This is a genomic window from Shewanella frigidimarina, from assembly GCF_003797125.1.
Lineage (GTDB): Bacteria > Pseudomonadota > Gammaproteobacteria > Enterobacterales > Shewanellaceae > Shewanella > Shewanella frigidimarina.
The window spans coordinates 349,841-370,066 of sequence record NZ_RKKE01000002.1 but is presented as its reverse complement, the minus strand read 5'-3'; the positions used below and the strand labels follow the sequence as shown (position 1 = coordinate 370,066).

Genomic DNA, 20,226 nt, shown 5'->3' with positions numbered 1-20,226 from the left:
GGAAATAATCTGCTGATAACTCAATGGCACAATTCCATTTATTGATGATCCCAAGACAAATTAGACACAATACGGCAAGGCTCGCAGCGAAAGTGAAACATGTCTAAAAGTGGTTCATCTAGCTTCCAATCTTCAGCGCCGCAGCTTGGGCAGGGGCGAGATAACTCTGCTTGCAATGATTCGCCGCCCACACGGTATAAGTAATAATAAGTGGGGATATTAGTTAGATATTCTATCCGGCCACGTAAATCCCAACCGCGTCTAAACAGGTCACTGTCCGTCCGAGTTATCTCATCCAAAGCTGCAAACTCTGCTTTAGTGGCTGCGGCCATTTGCAGTTCATCGCATGCTTGCCATTCTGTTTGCCATTTTATGATGCGCTTATGATCGCCATTGAAAGTAGCAGGCAGTTGATAAAGAGGGATCGGTAATAGATTGTCACCATTACGCAGTGGCGAACACATGTGCACATAACTGGTATACAGCAGTTGCCATGAAGGCGTGTCGGTATTGCTAGCTTCTGAATTAATGTCTTGGCCGATAAACTTTTCTCTAGGGGCCAATAGTTTGGCTGCGGTTAAGCCTGCTAAGGTCACTTTTACCCATGGGCTACTGTGACGGTTTGCTAAGCTGGTTTTTTCAGGTAGCAGCAGACGAACTCTAAATTCACCATCATTAAATGCTACCGCAAATTCACGTCCTAAAATTTGTCCATTAGCTCGTAAGGCTTCAAGAAAAGCGTTAATGGCTTTCTCTACCGTCTCAATAGTCGTATCGGCAAAACATTCAAAGCGTAGTTCGGTGACAAACATCTATTGGTCAGCCTTATTATTGATTATGTTGCTTTGAGCCATATTATTTTGTGCTTGGTGCTCTAACTCAGTAACTCGTTGGGTTAGCTGAGCAATGTGTTGCTGTAGGGTTATAACCTGTTGGATCACTTGAGCAAGATCGGGTTGGTCATGTGATGGGACGTCGGCTATTGATGGAATGTCTGCTAATTCCGGTAAATGTTGCCACTCAGATTTAGGCAATGCCTTAAATTGTTGTAAACCTTGGATAAGGGTAGGCATTGGGATGCTATTGCCTAAACGGCTTTTTATCAGGGCCAAGCTGGGCGTATGCCCATTGTTAGCAATCGATTTTGCTGCGGCAAGCACTTGTTCAATTGGACTCATTGTTGGTTTAATTCCTTAATTCCATATAGTGAGATTAACTAATTCTTGTTGAGTTAAAACATAAAGCTATATAAATCAGTGCATTATTTTATGGCACGATTTTGGCTTAAAGGATCTGTAAATACAATGTGGATTTTATTTTAACAAAAAGGATGCAACATGAAATTAAAACTTATCGCAGCGGCATTAATTGGCGCGACATCACTAGGATTAAGTGGTTGTGTTATCAGTGTCGGTGACCATGAATCGGGTAAAAGTGCTGATTATTGGCAAGTGCAACAAGATAAAAATCGTGATCTGTTGAGCAAATTGTCTATGGGAATGAGCAGTGATCAAGTGACAACTTTAATGGGAACTGCTGATTTTAGTGAAGCTTATACTAAGTCGACTCAAAATAATGCAGAACAATCCATCAAAGTGTTGTTTTATCGTACCCAATGGGCTGAAGGAGATGGTAAAACAACCAAAGATGAATGCACGCCAATTGTGTTCAGAGATGACGTCTTAGTGGGCTGGGGCGACACAGCCTATAGACAACACTAATTGCCGAGTGACGTTATCAGACATTAAGCGTTAATTACAATTTAGCTCGCATCATCACGTCCAATTGATCAATCACTTCTGACCATTGGGCGTCTTCTAATAATGCCTCTTTTAAAAATGCTTTTTGACCTGGATTCCAGCAATCAGCATCTATAATCAATGTGTGTTTAGCAAGTTTGTTTTGGATAACAAAGTCGTCGATTCCCTCTTGATCATGAGGTAACCCTAATTGCTTAAATAAGTGACTTAAATCATTTGATGTAGTGTCCATTTGACGCATTCCTTGTGATGGTTAGATAAACAATTTTAGTATCCGTCTAGATGAGATAAATAGCAAACAACTGACACTCACTGCCGCTAAAAAGTAAAATGGGTAAACAAAACTTGTACAATGTTTCAAACTTGTTAAGTTAAGTTTAGCGAGTTAATCAACAAGGAATAATAATGGACAATAACACCTTGGAAACTTTACGTGCAGTGTATTTGACGGCAGAAGACTTACGAGTGGCGGCTTCAATACTTTATAACGCTTATCATGATGATCCCTATTTTATCGAAGTACTTGGCCAACATGACAATCAACAATATGAACAAAAACTTCGAGCTGCGATTCGTGAAGAGTTAAACGAGTTATGGCAACAAGAACAACCTTTAATTGGCCTATTTGACGGCGACCGTTTAATCGGGGTTGCCTGTGTGATCACGCAACAAGTGCCTTTGGGGGAGGGGCGTTATTGGCATTGGCGTTTTAAAATGATGCTGGGAACAGGATGGAAATCAACTCAAGGATTAATGCAAAAAGAAACCTGCATTTTAGAACATCTTCCTTCGCAAAAATGCGGGGTTTTACAATTTATTGCGTTATCCCCCAATGAACAGCACAAAGGCTATGGTGCCAGGTTAATTCAAGCGGTATTGAGTTGGTGTGATGAGCAACCTGGGCTTGATGGCATCGGGGTATTTGTGAGTAATCCTTCGCACCATCAGGCGTTCGTTAAACAAGAGTTTACCAGCATTGCCACTGTGAGTATTGGCAATGTTGACGGCGAAATATTGTTTTACAGCAAGGCCTAGCGCCTAAACTGAGAATAATCTAACCCTAACAGAGCATGCCATTAGCGAGTTGTTAATAAGGAGTGAGTAATGGAACCTAAGCGTTATTCTTCATTTGCAGAGTTTTATCCATTTTATCTGTCGCAACATCAAGATCCCGTTTGTCGAAGACTGCATTACATTGGCAGTAGCATTATTTTAGTGATCATTATTAACACTTTGATTAACCAACATTGGTGGCAGTTATTGTGGTTGCCGGTAGTAGGTTATGGTTTTGCATGGTTAGGGCATTTTATATTTGAAAAAAATCGCCCCGCAACATTCACTTATCCGCTATACAGCTTATGGGCAGATTGGGTAATGTTTGGCCAAATGATAAGGCGTTTATGGCGCAAATAACCCTGGAAGTATTAACTTGCTCACGCTTTTGTAAGCAATATCCTACAAGTGTGTAAGGGATCTTATCTAAAGTTGTCAGTGTTTAACGTTATAAATTATTTTTAATCCTTTGAAATCAGTCGTTTACGTTATTTTAATGTTTTACAGACATGTGGGATGTTTATTTAAATGGAGTTGAGTGACTTTTATCGGCGTTTATTTTGGCTAGAATGTAGTTATCGAAAGCGGGTCATCAGTTGGTTTTCTTAGGATGAGAAATAAGACTAATGATGCTTAAGAATATTAAGGATGATACTAGGACACGCTCACGGATTAGGGCATAAGCTCGGCAAATGGATAGCCGAATCAAGGATGGGTGAAGACAGTAAATAGTCGACACAAGGACAAAAAGGATAAAGCTGCAGGATGCAGCTGGGAAAATTCAACGGATTGAATAGATTTATCGCTCAGCCAATGGATAGGCTGTTCAACGGAATGAAACTCATGCGTTTGTTTGCGTTACACAAATAGACAAGGAAATGAGAACAGGGAAAAGGACTGCAGGAAGCATGTTTACATGGATGGTGCAGGGAGCAAACTTTCAGCCGGATTGCTGACAAAAGTGTTAACGGGCACAACCTTATAACTTAAGGTTGTGCCTTTTTGCTTTCTGGCGTAAAAATTTCTGGAATTTGAGTTGTGCGATTGCAGTCGCAAAAAGAGCTTAAGCAAGCTTGATAAACTACTAACTCATTTTGCTACATGCCATGTTTGAGCCAACGATCCTAACATCAGCGAACCCTTACTGATTTTACTAAAATCGTGGTGAATACATTTTACTTCACGATATGTTTTACTAAGCCTTCGGTGTGTTAATCGACACTCACGCTAATACAGTTGTGAGTAGATCATGTTATGTTCTAACGCTAAAATATCGATGTTACGGCCCCGCCAATTTCAGCCTGAAGCTTTATTAAGTACAATACTTTATATAGTCGTATCTGGCTGGTTAGAAATCGATTTATAAAAATAATGATGGTTCATTTTCTATAATTTAAATCGTCCAGCTGCAAATCGTTGTGTAAGGTAAATTCACAAAATAAAGCCGCTTTTTTTAGGTATTGATGAATATTATATTTTGCCGCCCATGTTAGGAATTAGTTTATGACAAAGATACTCAAAACAGGCATTGTTGGTTACGGCTATGCCGCAAAAACGTTTCATGCACCATTGATTAAGGCTGTACCGGGCCTGCAACTCGCTGCAATATCTTCCAGCAATCCGGCAAAGGTGCATATAGACCAACCTGATTTGCCTGTGTACTCATCCCCCGAAGAGTTATTTTCCTGTGCTGATATCGATTTGGTGGTTATTCCAACTCCCAACGAGACGCATTTTCCACTAGCGGCAGCAGCGCTAGCTGCCGGAAAGCACGTCGTCTTGGATAAGCCGTTCACCCTCACTACCGATGAAGGTAAAGAGCTTATTAAGCTCGCTCATCAATGTGATCGACAGCTATCAGTATTTCATAATCGCCGTTGGGATTCCGATTTTCTGACGTTACAGAAGGTGCTGCGGGAAGGTTCACTAGGCCGTGTGACACATTTTGAATCACACTTTGACCGCTATAGGCCTGAAGTTCAAACGCGCTGGCGTGAGTCGGCAGCTCTAGGCGGAGGTTTGTGGTTTGACTTGGGCTCGCATTTACTCGATCAGGCACTGCAGTTGTTCGGTACACCAAAAACAATGTGGTTAGACCTTGCCCAACAACGTGATGGAGCAGTCGCAGACGACTGGTTTCATGCTGTGCTGGGATATGACGAAATGCGGGTAATTCTTCATGGTAGTGCATTGGTTGCTAACCCTGGCCCACGTATGACCGTGCATGGCACTAGTGGCAGTTTTACTAAGTTTGGTCTTGATACGCAGGAAAATGCGCTTAAGTCAGGTCAGCAGCCTGGAATTCCGGGGTGGGGGAACGATCCACTTTCATGCAAATTATCGCTGAAACACAAAGGCGCGATTATCGAGCAAGACATCATAACGACTCCAGGTAATTACCAAGCATATTATGAAGGCATCCGCGATGCGATTTGTCTTGGCAGCCCAAATCCAGTAACAGCAGAGCAGGCTCTTTTGGTCATGAGACTTATTGAACTCGGCATTGACAGTGCTCAAGAAGGTCGTAAGTTGTTAGTGTCTGAACGATAAGCACATACCCTAGTCCATTTATTGTTAATCGAGCAAAGATGTTTGCTTGATTAACAATTAACTTATGTTCTGTAATGAAGTAATAGTCGATAAGCTTTATTTATACTTTTTAATGAGTCGCTATTTAACTCTTGTTTAAGTTAAAGTCATCAAAGTAAGCATTAAGTGTTAAATCAGTAAGCGCTTGTGGTTGTGTTACGTGTAAAGGTTAAATATTACTCTTACTCAAAAGTGACATCGCGTGGACTATTGTGCGAATTAACATGTTATTAGATATTGACGGCTGATAACAAATGCAGCGCATCTCAATGTTTATCGCCAGAATGGTTCAATACAAAAACTCTCAACAATAGCTCTATTCAATGTAATTAACAGATATGCCACTAAGCTGAACTTTTTCAGATTACGTCAATTAAGATCAAACCGAATTTGCTAGTTCGCGTCGGAATTTGAGCTGTTTGTTAGTTGCCGATGTTTCTCTAATGTTAATAGTTAACTTGGCGCTTACCTTTTCTGCCTGACGCTTTGTGAGATATATCTCACAAATCATGTGAGCCAAATCACCTAATTATGGGGTGGCATTTCCATATAGCGCACAACCAATTGATTTAATTGATTATTTTATTTTGTATTATCTGTGAGATATTTTAATCATTTAGAGGTACCTGTTTACGTAGAGGTAAATGAATTATTATTTATCTCGTTCCTAGGACGGGAACATTACAAGGTAGTAAAGAGGTCTTGGAAGACCATAAGTATATGGAAATAACGGACGATATTGAGTTTCAGGATGAAACGTTAAGCTTGCTCAATGGACGCAATAGCGGATTAAGCAAGTTTTATAACATTATCAGGATGATAGTGTGCAATGGATGCAAGATTCTACGCAAATGATTTGCGACAGGATACGTTAAGAATTTCATGGATGATATAAGGACACGCTCAGGATAGAGCAGGCTCGGTAAAAGGATAATCGAGTAAGAGGGAAAGTACTTAATTGTACAAGGAACATCAAGGATTGAACAAGGATAGAGCAGGAAGCAAGCGATACGCATGGATGGTGCAGGGAGCACATTTATAGCTGGAAAGCTTAACAAGAGATAAAGAGGCCGCGACAGTTACTGTCGCGGCCTTTCTTTTGGCTTTTTTTCAGTATCGGTGGAACTAATGGTGTTTATGTTGTCAAATTGTAAAGTGCCTATGTGCAGGGTTTGAGTACTTCATTTGAGTACCTCATTTAAGTACACAACATCTAACTCACCATTGTATAAGGAGATAGCATGAAAGGGTTTAAAGTTGCACTATTGGTTGGTTTTTCATTCGTTTGCTATAACGCCAATGCAGTCGTGAGCGAAGAACAACAACAATGGGTTGAGCAAGCGTTCAGCGATCTCAATAGTAATAATGACGGTACCAAGGTGCTTTGGCAGTATTCACAGCAAACAGTGATGCCCGACATGACACGTATTGAACAATTCAATGCATCCTTACCTGAAACTGAACGTTGGAGTTTGGTGTCTGAAAATGGTGATACTCCTGGTAAAAAGCGCTTAACTGAATACCGAGAGCGTCAACAAGATCTGCATGAAGATAAAGACGAAACTAGCTATGAATTAGCGTTTTCTGATTTAATTGATTTGTCGACATTGGTTTTTGTCGGTGAGGATGACAATAATATGTCATTTACGTTTACACCCAATATTGATGAGCTAGACAATAACTCATTAGCAGGCGTGCTTTATTTGGATAAAACATCCAAGCATTTACGTAAAATTCTCATCAGAAATACTGACGAGATAAATCCTGCGTTTTCAGTTACTTTAACTAAATTTGAATTAGAGTTAAGTTTTGATGTGTTTGAGGGATTAGTGATGCCAGCTCATACATCAACCACTATAATGGGTACAGCGGCAATTTTTAAGTCACTCGACAGTGTTCAAACTTTTACCTACAGCGATTATAAAATCCTCAACAATCCACAAACTTAATTGCATTTTGGGGCAATAAAAAACGCTATTTTTTTGAAAAATAGCGTTTTTTTATATCATTTCTTAGTTATTTTGCCTAAAAAGTAGAACTGCTTTAATGGCATTTACCTGAATCACAGCTTTTACGGCTTCCACAACTGCCAAATTTACCGCTGGCCAGTGGAGCATCCATCCATTCTGGTTCTGGGAAAATTGGCCATTCGATTTTTTTTGCTCGATTACCATGCATTAAAATATGGCCTCGATATTGGTTAATGCCATCGGTGCTAAATTCGAACATGAATGTTGCTTTCCAACAAATGCCAGTACTGCCACCAATACTTGGACGGGCCGATTCCATCGCAATAGCGAGTAGTTGTACGTTTTGTTTTTTACAGGCTTGCTCTGTAATCGTTCGGCTTAACTCTGCCATTTGTCGAAGTTGCCAAAAAAAAGCAGCAACAACAACTAAAGCAACAATTAATAAAAAATCAGTCATCATAGGCTGGTTGCTCTAAATAATCCGCCAATCGCGGTTGCTAATTGAACGCTTCTGTCAGGATGCCTTAAGTCGGCTAATAATCCAGAACGTAAGCTAGGTATTGCCACGATATCAGCAAATACTTGATTAAAGAAGTGCTGTGGCTGTTTTGCTAGCGCTTCTAAATAGTGTTTACGAGTGGCATCATCTTTTAACGCTAACCAGTTACGTGCTGCAATTGTTATTAGCGTGTTGTCGTCTAAATGTTGTTGTTCATTGAGTTGGTTAATCGCTGTCATACTGTATTGAACATCAGATGCTAATGCCGCTAAATACATCACTTTTATATGATCTTGAGCTTGTTCTAATTGATTAAATAAGTGTTCGGCAAGGCGTTTATCAATATTAATGTGTTCTAAGCATTGGCAAAGGGCGGCTTGCACTTCAATAGGTGCATTATCAAGTGCATTTATAATGTCATCAAGATGGTTGAATTGATGTGCGCGAACGCAAATATCGGCTAAACCTTGTAAACCCAGTTGTGGCCATGTGTCTTGCGCTGCTTGGCCAGACAAATACTGCGTAGCAAATTCATATTGGCTCGATGCTGGTTGACCAAGCTGAAGCCTGACCAATGCATTAAATAACGCCAGTTTGTGTTGGTTAGGTTTAAAGCTGAAAGGATGATTGGCTAATTGTTCTTGCTGTGCATCAGTTAATGCTTGGGTTGGATTACGACCCAGGGCTTCTAAAATCATCTTAATAAACTGAGTTCGAGGCGCAGGAGATAATAAACCTTGTTCATCTAAAGGTAATTTTACAAACCAAATATAGGGTAATTGCTCTTGTTGCCAAAACACGATAGCAAACTGCGCATGGCCTTGAATGGGATAAGGATACGGCGCCAGTAAAGAGTCAATTTGCTGAAAAGCTAACATATCGATATGTTGCACTCGACGACCTAAATCGTATATTTGAAATTGAGTATTTGCGGTCGTCAGAAACTGGCTTAAGGTGGTTATCTCGGTCATGGGGTCGTCACTAAATCAAAGAAGTTGGATGGGTATTCAATGGGCTAAATGATATCATACTCCGACTTAGCCTTTATATTGTCGTTCATGTTTATGCTTTATTTAGCCAGCCATAATTATTTAATTAAATTAGAACAATTGCTTAAGGGGTTTCAGCTGTGGTCTGATACCTCACCTCCGGTATCTGCTTTGACGAGTACGGCACCATTTAGCTGCGATGTAATGGCATTTGAGCAATGGTTGCAGTTTATTTTTATTCCAAAAATGACCGAGTTAGTTGTGCAACGACAGCCTTTGCCGACCAATATGGCTTTAGCGCCCATGGCTGAGCATGTGTGGCAAGGTATGCACTATGGGGATGTTCTGATTGCTCAATTACAACAATTTGATACTTTGCTCAGTCAGCGTTAAGCGAGCAACAAACGCCACCACATAACAAAACAAACTAAGCCGATTCTGAGTTGGCCAATACATAATAAGTAAAGTGATAACACATGATCTCAAAAGAAAACGATGCTGAATACTCATTAGATAACGATGACTTATATGAACAAATAGGCTCGGAATATATTGATGAGGACGCTACTGCAGATACCGAATTAGACGATGACTTACCCCCTCCCCATATCGACATTCTATTTGAAGATGAGCACCTAGTTGCTATCCATAAGCCTGCAGGTTTATTGGTTCATCGTAGTTATTTAGCCCGTAGGGAGCGTTTTTTTGCGATGCAGATGACTCGTGATTTAGTGGGCTGCCATGTTTTTCCGGTGCACCGCCTAGATAGACCTACATCTGGAGTATTACTGTTTGCCAAATCGAGTGAGGTGGCTCGTGCATTATGTGAGCAATTTGCTGATCATAGTATTAAGAAGCATTATTTAGCCATTGTTCGTGGCAATATGCATGAGTCTGGCACGCTAGATTATGCCCTAAAACAGGAGTTTGATGATTTAGGCGATAAACATGTGGACCCGAACAAGGCTGCTCAAGATGCCGTGACGGATTATCAACCATTATTGAATACGGAAATACCGTTTAGTTCAGGTCGATACCCAACTAGTCGTTATGGCTTGGTAAGATTAAGCCCTCATACTGGCCGCAAGCACCAATTACGTCGTCATATGGCACATTTACGACATCCAATTGTTGGTGATACAACCCATGGCGATGGTAAACAAAATAAGTTCTTTCGCGAACATTTTACTATTAACCGTTTGTGGTTGATTGCAAAAAGCCTGCAGTTTATACACCCAGTAACTCAGCAGTCAATGCATATTGAAACTGAGTTAGAAGCTGAATGGTTGACTGTTTTTAACGCATTTTGCTGGGGTGATGCTCAATTATCATCCCAGCCAAGTATGTTATTAAGTTAATTCATTCGGTCTGCAAGCAAGGCTTTAAGCTTTTCAAATTCGGGGATATGCGGTATGGGTTCGTGCTGCTGTTGTTCGATGTGGAAATAATAGTTACGACGAATGTGGGCGAATTTGTGTTGTAGTTTTAGTCTTCGCTTTCTGCTCACTTGTCGCATCGTCTTGATTCCGTTTTTGCGCTATTTCATTTGAGCCAACCGATGTTGACCATAACGATTTACATTACATAATAAAAGACACTTGCGAGAGACTCAAACAATACAGTAAGGTAAGCCACTAAGACTCAAGGTATTTTATAACGTATTACATTTAAGAGGAAAGTATACCATGAAAAAGGTCAATGTTGTTTTTGGTACCGTTTATGGTAGCGCACAATTTACTGCTGAAACAGTGACTAAGGCGATTGCAAAATTAGGCTTTACGACTAAGCTTTGGCAACCCAATGAATTATCTGGTTTTGTACCACTACAAGATGAGCTATTAATTGTAGTTTCATCAACCACGGGGCAAGGGGATATACCCGAAGATATTTCTCCTTGGTTTAGTGAACTTAAGTCCAGCGCACCGTATTTACCATTATTACAATACAGCCTAATTGGCTTAGGCGACTCAAGCTATGAAACTTTTTGTGGGGCGATAAAACAATTTGATGAATTGTTAACCGAGTTGGGCGCTAAACCGCTGACAGAACGATTAGAAATTGACGCCTGTGAAACAATGGAACCCGAAATAGAAGCTAAAACATGGATAGCCAGTTGGCACAACGCCGTCACATCGGTAAACGCAGCGTAAGTTTTTTTACGCAACAATGGTTTAAATTCGCACAGCGCCTAAGTCAGGCTCTGCTCATACCTATTGCTATTTTGCCTGCTGCAGGGGTGATGTTAGGGTTAACCGTTAACCCGTTACCATTTATTCCTGCAGAATTAAATACGGTGTTTTCTGCGGTCGGCAATCTGGTTTTTACCATGATGCCTTTGTTGTTTAGTGTTGCGATAGCGATTGGTTTTTGTCGTGATCAAGGCATTGCAGCATTTTCAGCCGTCTTTGGTTTTGGAGTGTTTTTATCCACAATGGGAGCTCTGACCAATATTTATGGTCTGGTATCTCGTCCTCTCTGGGGCATGCAAACAATTGACACTGGTATCGCTGGCGGCATGTTAGTCGGCGCGATGACATGTTTAGCTGTCAATCTTAGTCAACATGTTAAATTACCTGCTATTTTTTCCTTTTTTGAAGGTCGTCGCAGTGCTCCAATAATTACCATTCCGCTGTCTATGGCACTTGCTTACCTATTAGTGCATGTTTGGCCGCCCTTATCGCATATTATTGAACTCCTTTCTGATTGGGCTGTATACCAAGACCCCGCGATTGCTTTTGGTGTTTATGGCACGGTCGAACGTTTATTAATTCCGTTAGGATTACATCACATTTGGAATGCCCCATTTTATCTTGAAGTCGGACAGTACATTAACCAGGGGACTGTAGTTCGAGGTGAAGTGGCTCGTTATTTGGCCGGCGATCCATTGGCGGGAAATCTTGCTGGTGGTTATTTGATTAAAATGTGGGGTTTACCAGCAGCTGCCTTAGCGATTTGGCGTTGTGCAGATAAGTCTGAACGTAACCGAGTTGCGGGGATTATGTTATCAGCGGCGACAGCCAGTTGGTTAACTGGGGTGACAGAGCCGATAGAATTTGCCTTTATGTTTATCGCACCGATTCTGTTTATTGTACATGCATTACTCACGGGAATTGCTTATAGCGTGTGTATTCTACTAGACGTTCATCACAGCATTGTGTTCTCTCATGGGTTGGTAGATTTTACCTTATTGTTTTCGCGCTCTGCTAATACTCAGTGGATTTGGATATTGGGTCCGCTCACAGCAATAATCTATTATGCAATTTTTAGGGCCAGTATTTTAGCGTTCAATCTAAAAACGCCTGGCCGATTAGAGCAAAGTGATTTACCCGCTGAGCCTAAAGAGAGCTTACGGGCAATGATTTCTGCATTGGGCGGACGCGAGAATATTGTCGAGATTAATGCTTGTTTAACACGCTTACGTATTAGTGTTAATCAAGCAAATCTGATCGATAAAGCTAGATTAATGCGCTTAGGTGCTAAAGGCGTGGTTGTTATGGGTAAAGGTGTACAAGTTGTTTATGGCACTAAGGCTGAAACATTACGTAAATTACTGCAAAAATATTTAGATTCTCGGCGTTAGTACCAACGGTTGTTCCATTAAGCCATAATAGTTGTTGCTTAACTTGTTATACATATTTTAGAATTTTGTATATAAAGCAAGATTATTTATCTTTTATGAGAATTTATCATTAAAAACATCACCTAAAAATCTTTTTAAATGGCACACTGTAAAACAGTATTTTAAGAGGAGTTGTACGCGTGAGCCATCAAGATAAAACCATTATTACCCAAGCTAATTTACAACGAAAAGTGCTAATAACCGATTGTGCTGATGCTCAGGGGTTAATAGCTAAAATCACCAACGTCTGTTTTGCTCATCAATTAAACATTATTAAAAACACCGAATTTGTTGACCACACACAAGGCCGATTTTTTATGCGCGCCGAGCTTGAAGGGGTGTTTGATGATGAACGCTTACTGAATGAATTACGTGAAGTGTTGCCAGCTCAAAATCACATGAAACTCGTTGATATGGGTAAAAAACGTATCGTGATCATGGTGACAAAAGAAGCTCATTGCTTAGGCGATATTCTGATGAAATCTTATTATGGTGGCTTGGATGTTGAGATTGCTGCTGTGGTAGGCAATTATGATGTGTTGCAGGCATTAACTGAAAAGTTTGATATCCCATTTCATTATGTCAGTCATGAAGGCTTAAATCGTCAAGAACATGAACAAGCGATGCTTAAAGTGATAAAACCTTATGATCCGGACTTTGTTGTACTCGCTAAATATATGCGAGTATTAACACCTGAGTTTGTAACAGCATTTGCAGATAAAATTATTAATATTCATCATTCTTTTTTACCAGCATTCATTGGTGCATCACCTTATAAGCAAGCATGGGATCGTGGTGTTAAAATTATTGGTGCAACAGCACACTTTGTGAATAATCACTTGGATGAAGGACCGATTATTAAACAAGATGTCATTTCAGTTGATCACAGTTATAGCGCAGAAGAATTAGCCCATAATGGCCGTGATGTTGAAAAAAGCGTATTAAGTAAAGCGCTGCAATTGGTATTAAATGAACAAGTTGTGGTGTACGGTAATAAAACAGTCGTGTTTTAAAGTGCACTGATATGCATCATTTGACGTTAAATCCAATGATGCTATCTTATTTAGAATAAGTAGCTGTGAGCAAGCTGCTGTATTAATGGTCTATTTTTAGATTTACTGTGATATATTCAAACGGTATTGATATGTTAGATCTGTATAAATAAGAACGGGGAACTGGATGTTACAAAAAGCTGATTTTTTCTTAAAACCTTCAGAATTACCCAAAACAGTTGGGTTATGTTGGGGCATTCTTAATGATAGGCTTGAATTAATTAAGCTGAGTGAACCGTTATACAAATTGGTCAAAAAACCCATATCAGCCATTCTAAAGCAACCGTTGTCTAATTCTTTTTCAATGCTTACCCATGATCAAATAGACCTGACTAATCGTCACACTTCACAACTAATCAATTATGTTGATGACAACGGTCATGCACTACAAGCTACAGTTACCCCGATAGAAGAAAGCAGTGAGCATTGGTGTATTACCTTTATAGAAATCGAACTCGATAAAGCATGGTTATCAGATTTACATCCTGATTATCATCAAGCGATTCAGTCAAGTGATGATTGGCTTAATCAAATCGAAGAAGTGATTAATGCCAGTGGTGATATGGTGTTTGCTATTTCATTAAAACAGGCACTTTCATTGACACAATCTACTGTAGGTTATCTGCATATATTTGATGAAAAAAACAATCAAATTGTGCGAACCACATGGAGTGAAAACGTTAGTGATTATTTTACGATTACCAAACAACAAACGTATAAAACTGATTCAGGTATTTGGGCCGAAACCATCCAAACCCGTAAATCGACGGTGCACAATGAGTTAACCAGTATTTCTGAGAACCGCACACAACAACAAGGTTTTTTTGCCTTTAGTAATCATCTTTGTGTGCCCATTCATTATCGCAAAAAACTCGTTGGCATTATCGGCGTTGGCAATCGTGACAAACCTTATACCCAAGTAGACGCCAAATCGTTAAGTATTTTTGCGACTATTTTGTGGCACAGCGTCGAATTGCCACGCACCATGAAAGCAGTGTCGAGGCAATCTAGCATTATTAAAATGCAAAAAGAAAAGATGACCCTCATTTTGGTGCAGTTGATTGGTGCCATTTCAGAAGCGCTAGAATTAAAAGATGCTTATACCGCGGGTCACCAAAAATCGGTTGCGCAGTTAAGCTATCTTATTGGCGAGAAAATGGGCTTAACACCTGAAGTATTGGAAGGATTAAAATTGGGTTCATTGATCCACGATATCGGTAAGTTGGCCATTCCAAGCCAGATTCTATCTAAACCCTCAAGGTTAAGCGATGCTGAGTTTGGTTTGGTTAAGCAGCATCCTGAGCAAGGCGCATTAATTGTTGATGAAGTAGAGTTTCCTTGGCCTATTAAGCAAATGATCCTTCAACATCATGAGCGCTTAGACGGTTCTGGTTACCCCAAAGGATTAAAAGCGGATGACATCATACTTGAGGCCAAGATCATTGCTGTCGCCGACGTTGCTGATTCGATTCTTAGCCATCGACCTTATCGCCCATCGTTGGGAATGGAAGTGTTAACCCAAGAGTTATTAAAAGGCAGAGGGAAAGTCTTTGATGCCGCTGTTGTGGATGCATGTATTGATATTCTGGCTGTCGAAGACTTCAAAGAAGAAGAGTATGTTAGCAGTTTGTCATTAGCCCCAGTTGTGTTTTTAGAGGAATATCATACTCTTGAACATGCTGAATCTATGATGAAAAAAGCTAAAATGGATGTTGCAGTGGTATTATCTGAAAAAAATCGTAGCCCAATAGGCGTGGTTGATAATCATGTTTTAGCTTTTTGGCACAGTCCATTTTTAAATACCGCAGCAGAACGTGCAGCAGATAGAAGCTTACTGAATAAACGTGTACATCAAGTGATGGTGCATAAAATGAATATGATTATCGATCATACCATTTTGAATGATGCCAAACTGACGATGGAAAAAACTAATGCCAGCTATTTAATCGTCCAGAATGATAAGCAACAAGTTATTGGTATGTTGACCTGGCGAATTTTGGCGGCAGCATTACTCAATCGATAACGTCATTGTGAGATGACTCAATATATCGCTGTTTCAGAACCTCATAAAAGTCATAACATTCCACAGAATTCATAGTGCTTATGGCAACAAAAAAGGCTCCTAGGAGCCTTTTTTAGATTATCGTTGGATAATATAATTAATCAACAATACGCAATAGTTCATTGATACCCACTTTACCGCGAGTTTTAGCATCAACTTTTTTGACAATAATCGCTGCATATAAGCTGTATGTGCCACACGCTGATGGTAGGTTACCTGATACGACAACCGAGCCAGCGGGAACACGACCGTAATGCACTTCACCGGTTTCACGATCAAAAATTCGCGTGCTTTGACCAATGTAAACGCCCATTGAAATTACGCTGCCTTCTTCAACAACAACACCTTCAACGATTTCGCTGCGAGCACCAATAAAACAGTTGTCTTCAATAATGGTTGGACCTGCTTGTAATGGCTCTAATACACCGCCAATACCAACACCGCCAGACAAGTGTACGTTTTTACCTATCTGCGCACACGAACCAACAGTGGCCCATGTATCAACCATAGTGCCTTCATCAACATAAGCACCAAGGTTAACGTAAGATGGCATTAATACCGTGTTCTTACCAATAAATGAGCCTTTGCGAACCGTTGCTGGTGGCACAACTCGAATGCCCTCTGCTTTGAAACGGGCTTCATCATAATCGGCAAATTTTTGCGGAACTTTGTCGAAATATTTGGTGTCGCCACCTTCAATCACGCCGTTATCAAAAATGCGGAAAGACAGGAGTACGGCTTTTTTAAGCCATTGGTGTACATGCCATTCTCCGTCAATCTTTTCAGCAACGCGTGCTTGGCCTTTATCGAGCATATTGATCACGGTTTCAACATCGGCGCGAACACTAGGTTCTACGCTTGAAGGTGAGATATCTTGACGTGTTTCGAATGCTGCTTCAATGCGTTGGCGTAAAGCATCCATTGTTTTCTCCCGGTATTAAATGATTAGTAGCGTAAATTTATGGTTTAAAATTAGTTAGATGATTTTAACGCCAGTGCTAGCGCATCAGATAATTGTTGCTGTTGTGGCTCATCTAGGGCCGTTCCACTTTGGTTTTGTAATATGAAAAAATCTTCTGCACGTTCGCCAATAGTGGTAATTTTGGCTGCTAATAATGTCACGTTGCAACGATAGAGCGTATCACCGACTTTGGCTAATAGGCCTGGGGTATCGAGGGTGATTAATTCCATCATACTTGTACCATGGCGAGCACTGGGTAAGAAACTCACATGAGTCGCAACATTAAAAGGTTTCATGATCCGAGCTAGTTTTCTAAACTTCGGCAGTTTTGGATTTTCACTGGCCAAGGCTTTTTCAAGTGCTTTACGAATACTTTGAATACGTGACAATTGGATAATTGGCTCGCCATCTTGTTCTAAAATCACAAAGGTGTCGAGTGCATAGTTATCTTTTGATGTCATGATATTAGCGTCATGAACATTGATATTTTTATTGTCTAAAACGGTCATGACGGTGGCAAACAGTTTTGGTTTATCTTTGCTATAGACAAAAAGCTCCGTCCCACCCCGCGTTGTATGTTTAGACATTAACACTAATGGTTCGTCGTGATGATGTTTTAGAATAGCCTCTGCATGCCAAGCCACTTGGGTTGGCTGATGACGTAAAAAATAGTCAGATTTGAATCGAGACCAGAGTTCATCCATGTCTTTTTCTTTGAGGCCACGACGAATAAGTTCTTTTTTAGCTTTGGCTTGGATCTCTTTTACGCGTGCTTTAGCATCGATAGGTTTTTCTTTACCCCGAGCTAATACTCGTTGAGTTGAAAAATACAAGTCGCGTAATAACGAGCCTTTCCAGTTATTCCACGTTTTCTCATTAGTGGCACAAATATCGGCTACTGTGAGGCAATATAAATAACTTAAGTGCGCTGCATCGCGTACTTTTTCAGCAAATAGTGCAATCACTTCAGGGTCTGAAATATCTCTGCGCTGAGCGGTGATTGACATCACGAGGTGATTTTCAACTAACCAAGCCACTAAGCGACCGTCATGATCATTCATGCCATGTAATTTACAAAAATCGATGGCGTCTTTTGAACCTAATTTGCTGTGATCGCCGCCACGGCCTTTAGCGATATCATGAAAGATGGCCCCGAGGACTAATAGGCCTTTTTTCGGCAACTGATTAATTAAGATGGCGCCTAGTGGAAATTCATCTTTTTGTTCAGCCTGTGAAAAGCGGTCAATATTGAGCAGTAATCTATGGGTGTGTTCGTCAACCGTATAGGCATGAAATAAATCAAACTGCATTTGGCCTTCAATCTTGCGCCAAGCCGGTAAGTAAGACGATAAAATCCCGTGTTGATGCATGAGTGAAAGCGCGGTAATACCTCGGGGATGTTTTAATATCTCCATAAACACTTTACGACAGGCGGGATTTTCTTGTAAGGGTGATGTTAGAGCTCTACGGGCATTGCGCAGTAATCGTAACGTTGGCGCGTAAATTTCTTGAATGTTAGAGTTTTTCGCCACCAGTAGAAATAAACGTAATATTTCTTCGTTTTGGCGGCTAAATAAATCGTCATCTAACACTTCAATATAACGCCCGCGACGTTGATAAGCCTCGCTTATTGGCTGAATTTCCAGTGCTTGAGTGTGACCTAATGTTGCACGCTTAAACAATTGCAGCAGCATTTGATTAAGCTCCATCACCCGGCGAACCGTACGATAGTAGCGTTTCATCATTTGTTCGACGGCTAATTGAGTTGCATCTTCGTAACCTAATAAACTGGCTATTTGTCGCTGTAAATCAAACAATAATCTGTTTTCGTTGCGATTAGCGGTGATGTGAAGTGCAAAACGGATTTCCCACAGAAAATTTTGGCATTCAATTAATTCTGCCAATTCTGCTGGTGATAAAAAGTCGTGTTCAACAAGCTCTTCAAGCGTAGCTGCATCAAAGTGGCGCATTGCGACCCATGCGATGGTTTGAATATCACGCAATCCGCCGGGGCAGGTTTTAATGTTAGGTTCTAAATCAAAGGCACTGGCTTTACTATGGCGAGCAGTTTGTTCATCTTTCTTGGCGTTATAAAAGTCATAAGAGGGCCAAAAGTCTTGTTGGCGAATAGCATCGTATAACACGTCAAATAGATATTCATTACCTGTGAGCAATCTTGCTTCAATGAGATTTGTGGCAATGGTGATGTCTGCTTTACCTTGCTCAATGGTTTGCGCAATTGTGCGGACACTGTGGCCTATTTCAAGCCCAGTATCCCAAAGGTAAGTAATGAATTGACCCAGTTTAGTTTCAGTCTCAGGTGATAGTTGTTCATCGTCGACCAAAAAAAGTAAGTCAATATCTGAATAAGGATGCAATTCACCACGACCATAGCCACCAACGGCAACTAAGGCAAGATGGTTATTATGTAAGCCAAAATCTTGCCAAGTTTGTGTTAGTAAAGCATCAACAAATTGACTGCGGTGTTTAACAATATCAGCAATAGGGTGTTTTGCAGTGTACTGCTCAACTAAGCGCTGGTTTAAGTCAATTAATGCGTTTTTGGCGGCCAGCGCAGTATTCATTGATGTCCTTACTAATTTGAGTCTTTAGTGATTAATGATACGTGGAAAGTCTTCTTCTTCACGCAACGTTAGCACTTCTACACCTGTTTGGGTCACTAAAAGTGTATGTTCCCATTGTGCAGAGTTTTTACTATCTGAAGTTGTGACAGTCCAATTATCACTTTTATCCAACACAGTAGTATGTCGACCTGCATTGATCATTGGTTCAATCGTAAAGCACATACCGGGTCTTAACACGGTCTTGTCATTATTTTTATAATGAACAACTTGCGGTTCTTCGTGGAAACCTGTGCCAATACCATGACCACAATAATCTTGTACGATGGAGTACTTATCAAGCCCTGTTTTACTTGTTTTGATGAATTTTTCGATGGTTGTACCAATTTCGCCTAATTTTAAACCAGGACGCACTTTACGAATGGCTAAATACAAGCTTTCTTGGGCAATGCGGCTCAAACGTTTGTCTTTTGCTGATACTTCACCGATTAAAAACATTTTCGAAGTATCACCATGATAACCGTCTTTGATGACAGTAATATCTAGGTTAATCATATCGCCATCTTTCAACACGTACTCAGAAGGAATACCGTGGCATACGACTTCATTTACCGAGGTACAAATAGACTTCGGAAATCCGTGATAATTAAGCGGTGCAGAAATAGCACCTTGCTCTTCGGTGTATTTAGCACAAATTTCGTCTAACTCATTTGTGGTCACTCCAGCCTTAACATGTGGAGCTACCATTTCTAATACTTGCGCCGCTAATTTACCCGCTGCACGCATTTTTTCTATCTCGTCTGCATTTTTGATCACAATACTCATGAAAACTCTCTATCTTTTTGGCGGTCAAAATAGGCTTGTTTTATCCAAGGATTTTACGGCAAAAATTTGTATTTACATGCCGTTTATGGTATAAAGCGCGCCGTTATGTGTAAGATCGTTGTTGTACGGTTCGAGTTAATACAATGTCAATCGCTGCTTTTTTAGCAAGGTATACATTGTGTTCGGCAAATCGTAAAATATGGCGGTCATTATACATGGCAATTAACTTAAATACTAAATCACACACGTATCGACACATTTTTCG

20 protein-coding genes are annotated in these 20,226 nt (G+C 40.4%); 11 read left to right on the top strand and 9 right to left on the bottom strand.

What is annotated here, in order from left to right; translation table 11 throughout:
* Positions 1–38: 38 nt before the first annotated feature.
* Entirely contained in the window at positions 39–812 is a 774-nt protein-coding gene (locus tag EGC86_RS06600) for a Zn-ribbon-containing protein (RefSeq protein ID WP_123777023.1), read from the bottom strand.
* Complete coding sequence (locus EGC86_RS06595) at positions 813–1,178, bottom strand: hypothetical protein (RefSeq protein WP_123777022.1); 366 nt, start codon at positions 1,176–1,178, stop codon at positions 813–815.
* A 159-nt stretch (positions 1,179–1,337) separates the two neighbouring features.
* On the opposite strand from EGC86_RS06595, the gene EGC86_RS06590 reads away from it, so the two are divergent.
* Entirely contained in the window at positions 1,338–1,721 is a 384-nt protein-coding gene (locus tag EGC86_RS06590; RefSeq protein WP_011636727.1) for a DUF3192 domain-containing protein, read from the top strand.
* A 34-nt stretch (positions 1,722–1,755) separates the two neighbouring features.
* Here the strand turns inward: EGC86_RS06590 and EGC86_RS06585 are convergent, their stop codons facing one another.
* Complete coding sequence (locus EGC86_RS06585) at positions 1,756–1,992, bottom strand: DUF2789 domain-containing protein (protein WP_011636728.1); 237 nt, start codon at positions 1,990–1,992, stop codon at positions 1,756–1,758.
* A gap of 173 nt (positions 1,993–2,165) precedes the next feature.
* On the opposite strand from EGC86_RS06585, the gene EGC86_RS06580 reads away from it, so the two are divergent.
* The 4 genes from EGC86_RS06580 to EGC86_RS06565 all read left to right on the top strand — a co-directional run bounded on the left by EGC86_RS06580 (position 2,166) and on the right by EGC86_RS06565 (position 7,351).
* Positions 2,166–2,795 carry a GNAT family N-acetyltransferase gene (locus EGC86_RS06580; RefSeq protein ID WP_011636729.1) on the top strand — a complete coding sequence of 210 codons (630 nt, stop codon included), beginning with the start codon at positions 2,166–2,168 and terminating at the stop codon, positions 2,793–2,795.
* Between the two features lie 69 nt (positions 2,796–2,864).
* Positions 2,865–3,173: an Mpo1-like protein gene (locus tag EGC86_RS06575; RefSeq protein ID WP_059747951.1), complete on the top strand. Its 309-nt coding sequence runs from the start codon at positions 2,865–2,867 to the stop codon at positions 3,171–3,173.
* Between the two features lie 1,143 nt (positions 3,174–4,316).
* Positions 4,317–5,363, top strand: coding sequence for an oxidoreductase (locus EGC86_RS06570; RefSeq protein ID WP_123777021.1), 1,047 nt, complete (start codon positions 4,317–4,319; stop codon positions 5,361–5,363).
* A 1,280-nt stretch (positions 5,364–6,643) separates the two neighbouring features.
* On the top strand, positions 6,644–7,351 hold the full coding sequence (locus EGC86_RS06565) for a hypothetical protein (protein ID WP_123777020.1): 708 nt from the start codon (positions 6,644–6,646) through the stop codon (positions 7,349–7,351).
* Positions 7,352–7,445: 94 nt separating this feature from the next.
* Here EGC86_RS06565 and EGC86_RS06560 read toward each other — a convergent pair whose 3' ends face one another.
* Together EGC86_RS06560 and EGC86_RS06555 are read right to left on the bottom strand one after the other, a co-directional pair.
* Entirely contained in the window at positions 7,446–7,832 is a 387-nt protein-coding gene (locus tag EGC86_RS06560; RefSeq protein ID WP_123777019.1) for a DUF3301 domain-containing protein, read from the bottom strand.
* Entirely contained in the window at positions 7,829–8,842 is a 1,014-nt protein-coding gene (locus tag EGC86_RS06555) for a DUF3549 family protein (protein ID WP_011636734.1), read from the bottom strand. Before EGC86_RS06555 ends, EGC86_RS06560 begins: the two co-directional genes overlap by 4 nt.
* A 48-nt stretch (positions 8,843–8,890) precedes the next feature.
* Here EGC86_RS06555 and EGC86_RS06550 point away from each other — a divergent pair, with 48 nt between their 5' ends.
* Together EGC86_RS06550 and truC are read left to right on the top strand one after the other, a co-directional pair.
* Complete coding sequence (locus EGC86_RS06550; RefSeq protein ID WP_082707424.1) at positions 8,891–9,253, top strand: YqcC family protein; 363 nt, start codon at positions 8,891–8,893, stop codon at positions 9,251–9,253.
* Positions 9,254–9,336: 83 nt separating this feature from the next.
* Positions 9,337–10,218, top strand: coding sequence for a tRNA pseudouridine(65) synthase TruC (truC, locus tag EGC86_RS06545; RefSeq protein WP_123777018.1), 882 nt, complete (start codon positions 9,337–9,339; stop codon positions 10,216–10,218).
* Here the strand turns inward: truC and EGC86_RS20855 are convergent.
* Positions 10,215–10,367, bottom strand: coding sequence for a hypothetical protein (locus tag EGC86_RS20855; protein WP_160327568.1), 153 nt, complete (start codon positions 10,365–10,367; stop codon positions 10,215–10,217). The two genes, truC and EGC86_RS20855, sit on opposite strands and share 4 nt — an antisense overlap.
* Before the next feature lie 178 nt (positions 10,368–10,545).
* Between EGC86_RS20855 and EGC86_RS06540 the strand changes: the two genes are divergently transcribed.
* The 4 genes from EGC86_RS06540 (at position 10,546) to EGC86_RS06525 (ending at position 15,554) form a co-directional block, all read left to right on the top strand.
* Positions 10,546–11,010, top strand: a complete 465-nt coding sequence (locus tag EGC86_RS06540; protein WP_123777017.1) for a flavodoxin — start codon at positions 10,546–10,548, stop codon at positions 11,008–11,010.
* Positions 10,962–12,440: a PTS transporter subunit EIIC gene (locus tag EGC86_RS06535; protein ID WP_011636738.1), complete on the top strand. Its 1,479-nt coding sequence runs from the start codon at positions 10,962–10,964 to the stop codon at positions 12,438–12,440. Before EGC86_RS06540 ends, EGC86_RS06535 begins: the two co-directional genes overlap by 49 nt.
* Before the next feature lie 179 nt (positions 12,441–12,619).
* Positions 12,620–13,492 (top strand): formyltetrahydrofolate deformylase, encoded by an 873-nt coding sequence (gene purU, locus EGC86_RS06530; protein ID WP_123777016.1) that lies wholly within the window; start codon positions 12,620–12,622, stop codon positions 13,490–13,492.
* A gap of 166 nt (positions 13,493–13,658) precedes the next feature.
* Entirely contained in the window at positions 13,659–15,554 is a 1,896-nt protein-coding gene (locus EGC86_RS06525) for an HD domain-containing phosphohydrolase (protein WP_123777015.1), read from the top strand.
* A gap of 136 nt (positions 15,555–15,690) precedes the next feature.
* Here EGC86_RS06525 and dapD read toward each other — a convergent pair whose 3' ends face one another.
* Genes dapD through map form a run of 3 tightly spaced genes read right to left on the bottom strand, consistent with a single transcriptional unit; the run spans position 15,691 to position 19,961 of the window.
* The gene (dapD, locus tag EGC86_RS06520; protein ID WP_123777014.1) at positions 15,691–16,515 is read right to left on the bottom strand and encodes a 2,3,4,5-tetrahydropyridine-2,6-dicarboxylate N-succinyltransferase; all 825 of its coding nucleotides are present in this window, start codon (positions 16,513–16,515) and stop codon (positions 15,691–15,693) included.
* Positions 16,516–16,565: 50 nt separating this feature from the next.
* Complete coding sequence (gene glnD / locus EGC86_RS06515; protein ID WP_123777013.1) at positions 16,566–19,139, bottom strand: bifunctional uridylyltransferase/uridylyl-removing protein GlnD; 2,574 nt, start codon at positions 19,137–19,139, stop codon at positions 16,566–16,568.
* Positions 19,140–19,163: 24 nt separating this feature from the next.
* Complete coding sequence (gene map / locus EGC86_RS06510; protein ID WP_011636743.1) at positions 19,164–19,961, bottom strand: type I methionyl aminopeptidase; 798 nt, start codon at positions 19,959–19,961, stop codon at positions 19,164–19,166.
* Between the last annotated feature and the right edge of the window lie 265 nt (positions 19,962–20,226).